Source organism: Micromonospora sp. NBC_01796 (assembly GCF_035917455.1).
In the GTDB taxonomy this organism is placed as follows: domain Bacteria; phylum Actinomycetota; class Actinomycetes; order Mycobacteriales; family Micromonosporaceae; genus Micromonospora_G.
In genome coordinates this window covers 7,207,849-7,220,578 of the sequence record NZ_CP109078.1, presented here as the reverse complement: position 1 = coordinate 7,220,578, position 12,730 = coordinate 7,207,849, and the positions used below count along the sequence as shown (strand labels likewise).

Genomic DNA, 12,730 nt, shown 5'->3' with positions numbered 1-12,730 from the left:
GCGGAAGTCGGTCTGCGCGATGGCCGGGAGCCATCGAGTGAAGCGGTCCTTCACGATGGGAGCCCTTCCGTTGGGGGTTGACGCTCCGGCAGGAGCGATCCGGGAGGATGACGCACTCCGGGAGGAGCAGTCCGGGGCAAAACAACACGCCCGGCAGATGCTGCTCGGGCGTACGCAAGGTGTAACGAGCCCGACCCATCCGACATTCCAGAAATGCCCGGCTCATGGCGATTGATTGGGCGGGCGGTACCGGGTCGGCTCGGGGTCGGTGGAGCGAACGCCTCGATGGCCGACCGATCCACTGCTTCCGGCAAAACGGACACGAAGGACACGCCTGGCTCGGATCAAGCCGAGTACGGGCTACGCTCTCCCCATGCTCGGCACCCAATCGACTCCGTCCGGCGTCGCCTTCCTGGCTCGTCCGGGGCGTCCCGCCGTGGTGACCCGTACGCTCACCGAGCTGACCGGGCCGGTTCGCGGAGCGGTGGAGCTGCCACTGCGGCTCATGTGGTGCAGCGACCGGACCTTCGAGCTGGCCGACCCGGATCAACTGCTCTGGATGTACGAGAACGTCCTGCGCGAGGCCACCCGCGCCGACGACCTGCGTCGACTGGTCAACGGAACCCTGCTGCGGCGGGTGTGGCCGGACCTCAACCTGCCGCACGGTGTCCGGCGGGCGTGGGAGGCCCGGCACCGTACGCTCCACCGCATCGGGTGAGCACCGCCCACCTGGGCGACTTCTATCGGGAGGTGGCCCGGGTCGCGCTGTCCGTTGCCGACCGCTACGGGTTCGTCCTCGGCGGTGGCGTGGCCTGGGCCGCCCATGGCCTGGTCAACCGTCCGACCGAGGATCTCGACCTGTTCGCGGACGTGGACGGAGCCGCGGGCGCGGCCGCCACCGAGGTCCGCACCGTGCTGCAAGCGGCCGGTTTCGACGTACGCGACGAGGACCCGGCCGGTGACCTGGCCAGCCTCTTCGACGGGTTCGACCAGGACATGAAGGACTTTGTCGTGAGCCGCGGTGGGCGCCAGCTCCGGTTGACCCTGGGTCGGCTCGACCGGCACCGCAGCCCGGTGGTGATGGACCTGGGTCCGGTCATGCACGTCCAGGATCTGGTCGCGAGCAAGACCGTAGCTCTGATCACCCGCCGCGAGGTGCGCGACTACATCGACATCGCCGCCGCGTTGGACGTCTACCGCCTCGACGAGCTGTTGGCGTTGGCACACGACTACGACCCGGCACTCGACCCCGAGGACATCCGGGCAGCCGGTCACTACCTGGACCGGCTACCCGACCGGCGGTTCGCCCGCTACGGCCTCACCCCGGACGAGGTACGGATCGTCCACCAGCGCCTGGCCGACTGGCCACGCTGACCCGGTGGGGACCGTACGCCGTTGGCCGGGTCCCCGTGGTGGGAACCCGGCCACTGGCTTGTTGCTTACTTGGTCCAGACGTCCTGCACGATGTGCGCGGCCTGGTTCTCCCACTGCGCGTACGCATCCGGGAACGCCGACACCTGAACCTTCTGCGCCGCATCCGTCAACGGCATGTCCTGCCAACCACCAACCTGCTTCAAGTTCTTCAGGAAGGCGGTCGAAGCGTAGGTCGGGTCCGTGATCTGCTCAGGAGAACCCCAACCCGACGACGGGCGCTGCTGGAACAGACCCAGCGAGTCGTGGTCGTTCATGTCACCCAGATGACCCAGGTTCTCCAGCTTCGACTCCTGCATCGAGGTAGCAACCGCGATCACGGCACCACGCTCACCCATACCCAACTTCTTCGCCGTCTCCGTAATGGCCCTGGCGTTAGCAAGCTGGTCCTTGTCGAGCTTGATGCTCGACTGCGCACCCTGAGTACCGTGCGGGACCAGCTTATCCATGGCCGGCTTGTCAGCCGTGACCTGCGCGACCGTGGTCATCGCCGGAGCCGCGTGCTCGGCCGGGGACGCAAACGCGTGACCCACAGGACCCGCGACAGCGCCACCAACAAACGCCAGACTGGCAACACCCAGAGCGGTCCTACGAACAAACGAAGTCTCAGTAACAGCGGTGAAAGTCGTCTTCACGATGGTTCACCTTCCAATCGGGGGTTCCGAGCACGCGCACACAGGGGGAAACGGCGCTGCACTCGGGAAGAAGTACGAGGCCACAGCACACACGAGGCGAGGCGATCATTGCCCCGGCGCTGCTCCGGTCGTACGCGATGTATAACCACCCCGGGCCCGCCGGCATTCCGCGAACGGCCCCCCGACGAGAGTTGATCAAGCCCAAAAACCTCGCGAACGCGACACACGTCGCAGGCTCGAACCGAGTCCCGGGAACCCGCGACCGTCTGAGCCCTGACAGGCGGATTGATGGGCCAGGGGTGCCCTGCGCCGAATCCGGCCGCCGCGAGGATCGTCGCATTTGAAGCTGTTAGGTCAAGCGATAGGTGAAGTCGTCCGACATGCGATGGAGGTCGCCTCCGACGGTTGTCATCCGGCCGACGCCGGAGACCAACTGCGCACTCTCCAATCGAGCGTTCTTGACCCCGAACTTGGCCGGATGCAGCACGTAGAAGTACGTGTCACCTTGCCACGTGTACCTGCCGTTCTGGGCTCGGGCATGGATCACGAGGTCCTGACCCGATCGCAGCACGGGGAACTCCATGCCGAATCTGTGCCCGGCGTCGATGTTGATCCAACCGAACGCGTACGAACTTCCCCGGTTACCGAGACAAACTGCGGCGCTCACCGCGTGCTTGGAATCGTTGATGACCGTGAGGACAGCGTCCCGGTACAGCAGGAAGCCGCCGACTGCGACGGTTGCCTTGTAGGTGGCGATGCCGATCGACACGGGATCCATTGCCGCTCCCCATTCTGACGAGGGTCACCCACCCGTGACCCAAGCCGACCATTGACAGGAAACACAGTGTGCCAACCCGCAACAGCGCGATGCCCATCGTTTGATGGCTTGTGGCGGAGGTCCTGCCACCGATTCCGTTTGTGTCACGGAACCCGGAGATAGGTGTCGAGCGCGGCCGCGCCCGCCAGCATCGCCAGACCGCGCGCCGTCAGCCGGTCCCGCCACTCCCGCATGGTCGCCTGCAACGGCTCCGGTCCGCCGGCAGCCCGTACCTGCTCCAGCACCTGCGCGATCTGCTCCAGCCCGTGCCCGCCACGTCGCAACTGGTGGGCCAGGAGCACGTCGCGTACGTCGGCCTCGGTGTAGACGCGGTAGCCGGTACGCGGATCGCGGCTGGGCACGAGCAGCCCGGCTCGCTGCCATTTGCGCAAGGTCGCCGGTCGGATGCCGAGCCTGCGGGCCAACGGTCCGATGAAGGTCACACCGGGTTCCACCTCGGACGGCGGTACCAGGTCCCGGAGCGCCCGCTGCACGGCCTCGAGCGTGCCCCGGTCGACGGCCAACTGCGCATGGCTCTCGTCGACCAACCGCAGCGCCTCCTCGACCTCGCCGCCGTTCACCGACCGCATGATCGCCCCCGCGGTCGAGTGGCCGTGCGCGGGTATCAGCGCCAGGAACGTCCGCAACGCCGCCGCGTGGCGCGCAGCGTAGGCGCGGTAGCCGTGCGGCGAGCGTTCGGCCGGCGGCAGGATCCCCGCCTCCTCATAGTTGCGCACCGCCTGCGTGGACAGGCCGTGCTCGCGCGCCAGGTCGATGGGCCGCAACCACATTTTGAAGGTATGTCCTTGTCGCCAGCCGGAAACAGCAGCAAAGTTTACACCGAGGGTTCAACGATAGGGTTGAGGGAATGACGAACCTGATCGGGGACGCCGTCCGTCCCTTCACCGGCGGCGATCTCACCCCGCTCCTGTCCCCCGCCACCCGCCTGCTCGGCCTCGGCGAGCCCACCCACGGCGTCGAAGCCTTCCTCGAACTGCGCAACGAGTTGTTCCGCCACCTCGTCGACCACGAGGGCTACCGCTCGATCACCATCGAGAGCGACTGCCTGTCGGCCCTGGCCGCGGACGCGTACGTCACGGACGGGGTCGGGGAGCTCGACGACGTGATGACCCACGGTTTCAGCCACGGCTTCGGCGCCTCGACCGCCAACCGGGAGCTCCTGCGCTGGATGCGCGCCCACAACGAGCAGCGCGCCCCGCACGAACGGCTCCGCTTCTACGGCTTCGACGGCCCCCTGGAGATCACCGGAGCCGCCAGCCCCCGTCCGGCCCTGATCGCACTGCACGACTACCTCGCCGCCCACCTGGACCTGGCCTGGAGTCGCGACACCCTCGACGAACTGCTCGGAACCGACGACCGCTGGACCAACCAGGCCACCATGATGGATCCCACCCAGTCCGTCGGCCGTACTGCCGAGGCCAGGGAACTGCGCCTGATCACCGACGACCTGCGCGCGCTGCTCACCGCGTACGTCCCCCACCTGACGGCCATGACCACCCCCGAGGACTGGTGGCGCGCCGACCTGTACGGCCGCACCGCCGCCGGGCTCCTGCGTTACCACGCCGCCATGGCCGACACCGCGCCCACCCGTCTCCGGGCACTCATCTGCCTGCGCGGGGTGATGATGGCCGACAACCTCGACGCCATCCTCCGCCGCGAGGCCCGCCGCGGCCCGACCCTCGCCTTCGCCCACAACCGCCACCTGCAGCGTGACAAGAGTCAGATGCAGCTCGGCGACCACCCGCTCGAATGGTGGAGCACGGGCGCCATCATCGGCACCCACCTGGGCGACCAGTACAGCTTCGCCGCGACCACCTTCGGCGCTCGCGGCTCCGACGTCCCGCACCCCGACACCCTCGAAGGGCTCCTGTCGACTCTTCCGCACGCCCGCGCCGTCGTCGACCCCGGCCGGCTCGTCTCGGCTCTGGACCGGAAGCTGACGCCCCGGGTCCCGGCCGACCACACGTACTTCGCGCTCGATCCGACCACCGTCGACCAGGTCGACGCCATCGTCTTCGTCAAGGAGATCTGAGCCCTCCGTGGTGGCGACGGCGAGCGGGTCCTCGGGATGCCACCGCCCCGGCCTGGTGCGAGGATGCAGCCATGTACCTCATCCGTGAGCGCCTTTTCGACATCGGCGACGACTTCGACATCACCGACGACTCCGGCCGGAAGGTCTTCCACGTCGACGGCAAGGTGCTGACCCTGCGCGACAAGCTCGTCATCGAAGACGCGACCGGTGAAGAGGTCGCCTCGGTGCATCGGCAGCTCGTCGCGCTGCGTCGCACGTACACGATCAAGATCGGCGGGGAGAAGGCCGCCGAGGTACGCAAGAAACTCTTCACCCCGTTCCGCGACAAGTACACGATCGACATACCGGGGCCGCACGACCTCGAGATGCGTGGTGACCTGCTCGACCATGAGTACACGGTCGAGCAGGACGGGCATGAGGTCGCCTCGGTGTCGAAGAAGTGGTTCACGATCCGTGACACGTACGCGGTGAAGATCCCCGGGGACGAGAACCACCTGCTCATCCTGGCCGGCGTCCTCGCACTGGATCTCGCGCAGTCCCGCGCCGAGAAGGAGCGCGAGGAGAAAGAGCGCAAGGAGAAGGCCCAGAAGGACAACTGAACACGCCACGGGTACGAGCTCTGTCAGCGGGCCCGTACCGAGGCACAGAAAAAGGCCCTGTCCGGGTCCCGCTGGGGACCCGGACAGGGCCGAGATTCTTCAAGCTTGTTGCTTACTTGGTCCAGACGTCCTGCACGATGTGCGCGGCCTGGTTCTCCCACTGCGCGTACGCATCCGGGAACGCCGACACCTGAACCTTCTGCGCCGCATCCGTCAACGGCATGTCCTGCCAACCACCAACCTGCTTCAAGTTCTTCAGGAAGGCGGTCGAAGCGTAGGTCGGGTCCGTGATCTGCTCAGGAGAACCCCAACCCGACGACGGGCGCTGCTGGAACAGACCCAGCGAGTCGTGGTCGTTCATGTCACCCAGATGACCCAGGTTCTCCAGCTTCGACTCCTGCATCGAGGTAGCAACCGCGATCACGGCACCACGCTCACCCATACCCAACTTCTTCGCCGTCTCCGTAATGGCCCTGGCGTTAGCAAGCTGGTCCTTGTCGAGCTTGATGCTCGACTGCGCACCCTGAGTACCGTGCGGGACCAGCTTATCCATGGCCGGCTTGTCAGCCGTGACCTGCGCGACCGTGGTCATCGCCGGAGCCGCGTGCTCGGCCGGGGACGCAAACGCGTGACCCACAGGACCCGCGACAGCGCCACCAACAAACGCCAGACTGGCAACACCCAGAGCGGTCCTACGAACAAACGAAGTCTCAGTAACAGCGGTGAAAGTCGTCTTCACGATGGTTCACCTTCCAATCGGGGGTACCCGACGCGCGCCTACAGGGGGAGGCGCTGGCGCTCGGGGAAAGAAGTACGAGGCCACAGCACACACGAGGCGAGGCGATCATTGCCCCGGCGCTGCTCCGGTCGTACGAGATGTATAACCGCCCCGGGCCCGCAGGCATTCCGCGAACCCACCCCCCGACGAGAGTTGATCAAGCCCAAAAACCTCGCACATTTCGCGGGCCCGGGACACCGGTCACCTGACAGCCGTTGTCGGACCCGGCGTCATTGCGGTCAGGCGGGTCGGATGAGCATTATCGGCGCACCCACGGCGATGTCGACCGGTGGTTGGACGAGCACGGCGACGACCGTGCCGGAGATCTCGGCGGGGACCTCGGTATCGACCTTGTCGGTGGACACCTCGCACACCGCCTCACCGGCGCGTACGGCTTCACCGGTTGATTTGTGCACCGACGTGACGGTAGCGGTTCCCATCGACTCCCCGAGCCACGGCATCACAACGGCCACGGTTTCGGACTCGCTGCCGGAGGCGGGCTGAACCGCGGGGACGGCCGGTCGTGCGGGCGCGGGAGGTCGGCCGAGCGCGCCACGCAGGAGGGAGACTGCCGCCGCAGCGGACAGCAACCCGCACATGACGAGCAGGGTCCGGAGACGCAGGTGTTCGTGCGCGACAACGTCAACCACCACGCACGGCATCACCAGCCAGAACCACCATCGCCTGACGCCCTCGGACCAGCTCACCGGAAGGGTCGGTCGTCGAGGCCGGAGCGGCCGGCGGAGGGTGAGGTTCGCCGCGAGTACGGCGGTCACGACGAGAGCGACGACATCCGACACGATCAGCAACGTAGGACGTGACGTCAATGCTCCACCGCACCGGGTTTCGGCCGGGTATGCGGTGAGTGGCCGGGACGTGTCGTCTTCGGTCTGCACTGGCGCCGTCCCGAGCGGATGGTTATCGTGCCGACGACGCCCACGAGGCCCCACCCACCGTCATTGGAAGGCGCGTAATGACCTCTCCCTCCGGCCCGTCCCGACGCCAGCTTCTGGTCACCGCGGCGGCTGCCGCCGCGGCAGCACCGCTGGTCGCCGCCGCTCCGGCCCAGGCGCACCGGCCCACGAAGCCGAAAAGCTGGGACCTCACCGTCCTGGGCACTTCGGACACTCACGGTAACGTCTACAACTGGGACTACTACAAGGACGCCGAGTACGACGACAGCGCCCACAACGATATCGGCGTGGCGAAGCTGACCACCCTGGTCAAGCAGATCCGCAAGGAGCGGCGGGGCAAGGCGACCCTGGTGCTGGACGCCGGCGACACGATCCAGGGCACGTCGCTGGCGACGTACTACGCCAAGCAGGAGCCGATCACGTCGACGGGTGAGAAGCACCCGATGGCGCGGGCGATGAACGTACTCGACTACGACGCGGTGACGCTGGGCAACCACGAGTTCAACTACGGCCTGCCTCTGCTCGACCTCTGGATCCGGCAGCTCGGTTTCCCCGCCCTGGCCGCGAACGCGGTCAACGCGCGCACCGGGAAGCCGGCGTACACGCCGTACATCATCAAGAAGGTCGACCTCGGCGCGGGCGCACCGACCCTGCGGGTCGGCATCCTCGGTCTGACGAACCCCGGCGTGGCCATCTGGGACAAGGGCAACGTCGAGGGCAAGCTCAGGTTCGAGGACATGATCGCGACCGCCGCGAAGTGGGTGCCGGTGATGCGCCAGCGCGGCGCCGACATCGTGCTGATCTCCGCGCACGGTGGCGACAACGGTACGTCGAGCTACGGTCCGGAACTGCCGAACGAGAACCCGGTCGCGCTGATCGCCCAGCAGGTTCCCGGCATCGACGCGATCCTCTTCGGCCACGCGCACAACGAGGTGGTCGAGCGGTTCGTCACCAACACCGCCACCGGTGTGCAGGTGCTGACGTCGGAGCCGTCGCGGTGGGGCCAGCGACTGACCCGGATGGACTTCACCCTCACCCGGGAGCACAACTGCTGGAAGATCACCAGCAAGCACGCCACCATGCTGAACACGAACACGGTGGTCGAGGACCCGAAGGTCCTCGCGGCCGTACGCGCGCAGCACAACAAGACGGTCGCGTACGTGAACCAGGTGGTGGCCACCTCCGCGGTCGAACTGCCCGCGACGGAGTCCCGCTACAAGGACACCCCGATCCTCGACTACATCAACAAGGTGCAGACCGACGTCGTCGGCGCCGCCCTGGTGGGTACCGCGTACGCGAGCCTGCCGGTGCTGTCGATCGCCGCACCGTTCAGCCGTACGGCGGTCTTCCCGGCCGGTGACGTGAAGATCAAGGACGTGGCCGGGCTCTACATCTACGACAACACCCTCGAGGCCGTACTGATCAGCGGCGCGGAGGTGAAGGCGTACCTGGAGTACTCGGCGAAGTACTTCCGGACGCTCGGCCCGGGTGCCCCGGTGGACCCGGCGACGATCAACGATCCGTCGGTGCCGGACTACAACTACGACACCATCTCCGGCGTCGACTACGACATCGACATCAGCCGCCCGGTCGGGCAGCGGATCACCCGCCTGGCCCATCCCGGTACGGGCACCCCGGTCGCCGACGGTGACCAGTTCGTGATCGCGGTGAACAACTACCGGCGCAGCGGCGGCGGCAACTTCCCCGGCATCGTGAAGACCCAGATCTACAACCAGCAGCAGGAGATCCGCCAGCTGCTGATCGACTGGGCGCAGGAGAAGGGGACCATCGACCCGGCCGACTTCTTCGTACCGAACTGGCGCCTGGTACGCGAGGGCGTCCCGGTCGAGTTCCCGAGCTGACCTGCTTCGACGTGCACGGCGGTGGTCCTCGCCCGGTCGGATGAGAACCACCGCCGTCGCGGTATCCGGGGCATCATCGATGCGTCCCGACCAGGTGACTTCCCCTACCCTGCGGCGTTGCGCAGCATCCAGTCGTCTTCGCCGCCGGCTGGTGCCGCCCGGTCCGGGCGCTGGCCGGTCTCGACCAGTTGGACGTGGTCCTCGGGCCGTACCCGGGCGGGTAGCCGGCCGAACCGCACCTGCCGCAGGTGGGCCAGTTCCTCGTCGGTGGAGCGTCCCTCGGGTTCCTGTTCGGTCGCCATAACGGCCTCCTCGCTCCTGTCCAGTGTCCACCGCAACGACCGTCGGCGACCATCCGGTGACTGATTCGCGTCACCGGGTGGAGGAGTCGAAAACGCCACCGGTCACGGGCAGTGCGCGAACCGGGTGTGCCGTTAGGGTGCATCAGGTGCCAGGGGGCGGAAACGGAAGGTGCACGGGTTGAGCGGGGACACCGATCCGGATTTCGGACGACTGTGGGCCGAGGCCGACGACCTCGCCCGGCGGGTGGGCGCGGCGAGCGATCCGGCGGCCCGCTACCGGGGCAGCGATCCGGACGACGTGGTGACCGTTCAGGTGGACGGCGACGGCCGGCTCCGTCACGTACGGGTGGACCAGGGCTGGCGCCGGGTCGGTGGCGCGGTCGGGCTCGGCTCGGCCGTACGGGCCGCGATCGAGTCGGCGGCGCTGGACCGGCTGCGTGAGCTGGACGCCAGGCTCTCCGAGGGGCTCGTGACACCGGACCCGCCGCAGCCGGCACCAACTCCGCCGTCGGCGTCCGCTTCCCGGGACCGGTCGGTGGACGAGCTGGTCGCGGCGTTGTCGGAGCGGCCGGATGCGGCGGCGACGGTCGAGGCGATGCGGGAGATGGTGCGGATGCTGCACGACCTCGACGCCGATCTCGACGTGTTGTCGCGGCAGGTCGCCGACCGGCAGACCCGGTCGTACGACGGGCGGGACGCGGGCCGGCACGTGACCGTACGGATCACCGGGGACGGCGCTCCGGTCGGCGTCGAGTACCACTCGCAGTGGCTCTACGACACCCACGAGGTCAACATCGGCCGGGCGACCCTGGAGGCGTTCGAGGAGGCGTACCTGGTGGCCGGTCGGGAGACCGTGCAGGGGCTGGTCGCCGACAGCCGGGTCGGTGCGTTGGGCCGGCTGGCCGGCGACCCACTGGAACTCGCCCGCCAGTTGGGACTGTACCGCCGACCGTGACCGGCGCCGACCGAACGTCCGCCCGGGTCCGGCCGGGGTCACCCGGCCAGCCAGCGATTGTGAGGAAAGAGCGTGCCACCGAGCAAAGAGCAGATCGAGGCGTCGATCGCGGCCCTGCACGAGGGTGCCCGGTCCTGGGGCCGGCACGCCGACACCATGGACGCCGCGTCGAAGTCTGCCTCGGCGCAGAGCCTGGGCCCGTTCGAGCTGTCCAGCCTGGCGTCGCTCACCGGTCTGGTGGAGACGTACGGCGAGTTGCAGGAGAAGCTGGCGCGGCTGCTGCGCGAGGGCGCGGCCAACTTCGACGCGATCGGTTCGGCGTTGCGTACGGCAGCCGACGGGTACGAGGCCGACGAGCGGGACGCGGTGCACCGGATGCGCGGCATCTACTAGTGGACCGCGCCATGGGCGACCCAGCTGCGGAAAAGGACGGTGTGTGATGGCTCCGAGCCCTGGTGAGCAGGAGTTCCGCGAACTGATCGAGGAGTTCGAAACCGCGCTGAAACGCGTACAGCAGAAGACCGAGGAGATCGTCGACAACGTCAACCGGGTGCTGTCGAAGGTGCCCGGCTTCGTCGGCGACGGGATCCGCGAGTCGACCGAACGCTTCGTCTCCCTGATCAACAAGATCTACGCGGAGCTGAACAGGTACATGCTCAAGCCGGGGTGGCCCCCGACGCTGCTGCGGGTTGGCAACGCGTGGGCGGACGACGTCGGGTCTCCGGTCAGCGCGCTCGCCGGGGCGGCGGACCCGGACAAGTCGGCGATCCTGGACGAGTGGAAGGGACCGGCGGCGGACGCGTACAAGCGGATGCTGGGCGCGCAGCTCAAGGCCATCACCTCGATCAAGAAGGACTTCACCGACGCCATCCACGGTGCGCTGACCGCCACCGCGGCGGCGATCGTGGTCTGGTGGGGTTCGATCCTCGTCGCGATCACGGCCCTGGTGGGCGGCCTGATCGGGGCCGCCGCGTCCACCGCCTCGGTGTTCGGTGCGCCGGCCGGACCGTTCATCGCGATCGCGGCGTGTCTGGTGTTCCTGACCGCCCTGACCGCGGGAACCGGCACCCTCTACGGGGTGACCGCGGTGCAGGAGGGCAATCTCCGGGACCGGATCAACGAGTGGTTGGCCTTCGACGGGCACCGGTGGCCGGTCTCCGCTGCCGACAAGATCTCCGACGGCACTCTGCGGGACAAGGCTCCGGCGGTCGCGGACGGCACGGACTGGCGCCTGGAGCCATGACCGGGCAGACCGGCGCGGACGGCCGTCGGCGCGCCGCCCGGCAGCGGGCCGCCGTCGCGGGCGCGCTGCTCATCGGGTACGCGGTGCTGCTGGCCTTTGTCGGCTACCTGCTCGGCATCGACGCGGTCGGGGTGCTGATCCCGGTCGCGGTGGCGCTCGGTGTGGGCGTACTGGGGTGCGTGCCGGTGCTCGTCGCGAACCTCCGCCTGGCGGCGGGGGCGATCGGTGGTCGGTGGCTGCTCTGGAGCACGTTCCTGTTGACCGGGCTCGCCGTCGGCGGGCTGTTCGTGCTGGGCGCGTTCGAACTGATCGCCGGGGATGCGGCGGTCGGGGGGATCGCGAGCGGGGCGATCGTGCTGGTGCTCGGCCCGCTGGTGCCGGCGGCCCTGTCGTTCTCCGCGACGGACCGCCGATGACACCGGCCGAGTCCGACGGGCTGCTGGCGGGTCTGCTCGGTTTCGGTTGTCTGGCCGCGGTCGCGGTGCTGGCGCTGCTGGTCGTCCTCGTCCTGCTCGGCCGGCGGCGCAACGGGCAACGCCGGGACACGCTACGGCGGTGGGCCGGCCGCAACGGTTGGGTGTACGTGCCACTGCCCACCGTGGACTGGGGAACGAGGCTGCCGGGCGGCAACCGGGCCGGTGTCGCGGTTGTCGTGTCCGGGGTGGTCGCCGGTCAACGGGTCAGTGTTGCCGAGTACAACCACACCGAGACGTACACCGGCACGGGTTCCGACGGCATGGGTGGCACCACCAGCACGACGTCCAGCCACAGCCATCCGTACGTGGTCGTGGTGGTGCACCTGGGGCACGCGTACCCCTCGGTGGAGGTGTCGCCGCGCGGCCCGGCGGCGCAGGTCGGGCGCGCCCTGGCCGGCGGTGGGGGCGCGGTCACCGGTGACCGGGACTTCGACCGGGCGTTCCGGGTCGAGGGCGACCCGGTGGCGGTGCGGTGGGTGCTCTCCCCCGCTCTCGTCGCCGCGCATGTGGCCGGGTCGGTGCCGCCGTGGATCCTGCACCAGGGCGAGCTGATGACCTACCTGCCGGGCCGGCTGGACCAGGTGGACCGGATTCCGGCGCTGGCCGAGCCGCTGACCCGGGTGGCGGCGATGCTGCCCCGGCTGAACTGACACCGGCGGGTTGCC

General features: G+C 68.4%; 16 protein-coding genes. 10 read left to right on the top strand and 6 right to left on the bottom strand.

Annotated features, from left to right (window positions below):
• Positions 1–373 precede the first annotated feature (373 nt).
• Together OIE47_RS32125 and OIE47_RS32120 are read left to right on the top strand one after the other, a co-directional pair.
• Positions 374–718, top strand: a complete 345-nt coding sequence (locus OIE47_RS32125; RefSeq protein WP_326558286.1) for a hypothetical protein — start codon at positions 374–376, stop codon at positions 716–718.
• Positions 715–1,374: a nucleotidyl transferase AbiEii/AbiGii toxin family protein gene (locus OIE47_RS32120; RefSeq protein ID WP_326558285.1), complete on the top strand. Its 660-nt coding sequence runs from the start codon at positions 715–717 to the stop codon at positions 1,372–1,374. The genes OIE47_RS32125 and OIE47_RS32120 overlap by 4 nt, the downstream gene beginning before the upstream one ends.
• Before the next feature lie 65 nt (positions 1,375–1,439).
• Here OIE47_RS32120 and OIE47_RS32115 read toward each other — a convergent pair whose 3' ends face one another.
• From OIE47_RS32115 to OIE47_RS32105, 3 genes are all read right to left on the bottom strand, one after another.
• Positions 1,440–2,066, bottom strand: coding sequence for a hypothetical protein (locus OIE47_RS32115; protein WP_326558280.1), 627 nt, complete (start codon positions 2,064–2,066; stop codon positions 1,440–1,442).
• Positions 2,067–2,415: 349 nt separating this feature from the next.
• On the bottom strand, positions 2,416–2,844 hold the full coding sequence (locus tag OIE47_RS32110; RefSeq protein WP_326558284.1) for a hypothetical protein: 429 nt from the start codon (positions 2,842–2,844) through the stop codon (positions 2,416–2,418).
• 143 nt (positions 2,845–2,987) lie between these two features.
• Positions 2,988–3,674, bottom strand: a complete 687-nt coding sequence (locus tag OIE47_RS32105) for a MerR family transcriptional regulator (protein WP_326558283.1) — start codon at positions 3,672–3,674, stop codon at positions 2,988–2,990.
• A gap of 77 nt (positions 3,675–3,751) precedes the next feature.
• Here OIE47_RS32105 and OIE47_RS32100 point away from each other — a divergent pair, with 77 nt between their 5' ends.
• Together OIE47_RS32100 and OIE47_RS32095 are read left to right on the top strand one after the other, a co-directional pair.
• Positions 3,752–4,936: an erythromycin esterase family protein gene (locus OIE47_RS32100; RefSeq protein ID WP_326558282.1), complete on the top strand. Its 1,185-nt coding sequence runs from the start codon at positions 3,752–3,754 to the stop codon at positions 4,934–4,936.
• A 71-nt stretch (positions 4,937–5,007) separates the two neighbouring features.
• On the top strand, positions 5,008–5,535 hold the full coding sequence (locus tag OIE47_RS32095; RefSeq protein ID WP_326558281.1) for an LURP-one-related/scramblase family protein: 528 nt from the start codon (positions 5,008–5,010) through the stop codon (positions 5,533–5,535).
• A 112-nt stretch (positions 5,536–5,647) separates the two neighbouring features.
• Here OIE47_RS32095 and OIE47_RS32090 read toward each other — a convergent pair whose 3' ends face one another.
• Positions 5,648–6,274: a hypothetical protein gene (locus OIE47_RS32090; protein WP_326558280.1), complete on the bottom strand. Its 627-nt coding sequence runs from the start codon at positions 6,272–6,274 to the stop codon at positions 5,648–5,650.
• 278 nt (positions 6,275–6,552) lie between these two features.
• A complete protein-coding gene (locus OIE47_RS32085; protein WP_326558279.1) occupies positions 6,553–7,113 on the bottom strand; it encodes a lipoyl domain-containing protein in 561 nt (186 codons plus the stop codon).
• A 173-nt stretch (positions 7,114–7,286) separates the two neighbouring features.
• Between OIE47_RS32085 and OIE47_RS32080 the strand changes: the two genes are divergently transcribed.
• Positions 7,287–9,089 (top strand): bifunctional metallophosphatase/5'-nucleotidase, encoded by a 1,803-nt coding sequence (locus tag OIE47_RS32080; protein ID WP_326558278.1) that lies wholly within the window; start codon positions 7,287–7,289, stop codon positions 9,087–9,089.
• Positions 9,090–9,193: 104 nt separating this feature from the next.
• Here the strand turns inward: OIE47_RS32080 and OIE47_RS32075 are convergent, their stop codons facing one another.
• The gene (locus OIE47_RS32075; protein WP_326558277.1) at positions 9,194–9,391 is read right to left on the bottom strand and encodes a hypothetical protein; all 198 of its coding nucleotides are present in this window, start codon (positions 9,389–9,391) and stop codon (positions 9,194–9,196) included.
• A 178-nt stretch (positions 9,392–9,569) separates the two neighbouring features.
• Here OIE47_RS32075 and OIE47_RS32070 point away from each other — a divergent pair, with 178 nt between their 5' ends.
• The 5 genes from OIE47_RS32070 (at position 9,570) to OIE47_RS32050 (ending at position 12,715) form a co-directional block, all read left to right on the top strand.
• Complete coding sequence (locus OIE47_RS32070) at positions 9,570–10,346, top strand: hypothetical protein (RefSeq protein ID WP_326558276.1); 777 nt, start codon at positions 9,570–9,572, stop codon at positions 10,344–10,346.
• Between the two features lie 72 nt (positions 10,347–10,418).
• Positions 10,419–10,739 (top strand): hypothetical protein, encoded by a 321-nt coding sequence (locus OIE47_RS32065; protein WP_326558275.1) that lies wholly within the window; start codon positions 10,419–10,421, stop codon positions 10,737–10,739.
• A gap of 46 nt (positions 10,740–10,785) precedes the next feature.
• Positions 10,786–11,589, top strand: a complete 804-nt coding sequence (locus OIE47_RS32060) for a hypothetical protein (protein ID WP_326558274.1) — start codon at positions 10,786–10,788, stop codon at positions 11,587–11,589.
• A complete protein-coding gene (locus OIE47_RS32055; RefSeq protein ID WP_326558273.1) occupies positions 11,586–12,005 on the top strand; it encodes a hypothetical protein in 420 nt (139 codons plus the stop codon). Before OIE47_RS32060 ends, OIE47_RS32055 begins: the two co-directional genes overlap by 4 nt.
• Positions 12,002–12,715: a hypothetical protein gene (locus tag OIE47_RS32050; protein WP_326558272.1), complete on the top strand. Its 714-nt coding sequence runs from the start codon at positions 12,002–12,004 to the stop codon at positions 12,713–12,715. Before OIE47_RS32055 ends, OIE47_RS32050 begins: the two co-directional genes overlap by 4 nt.
• Positions 12,716–12,730: the final 15 nt, after the last annotated feature.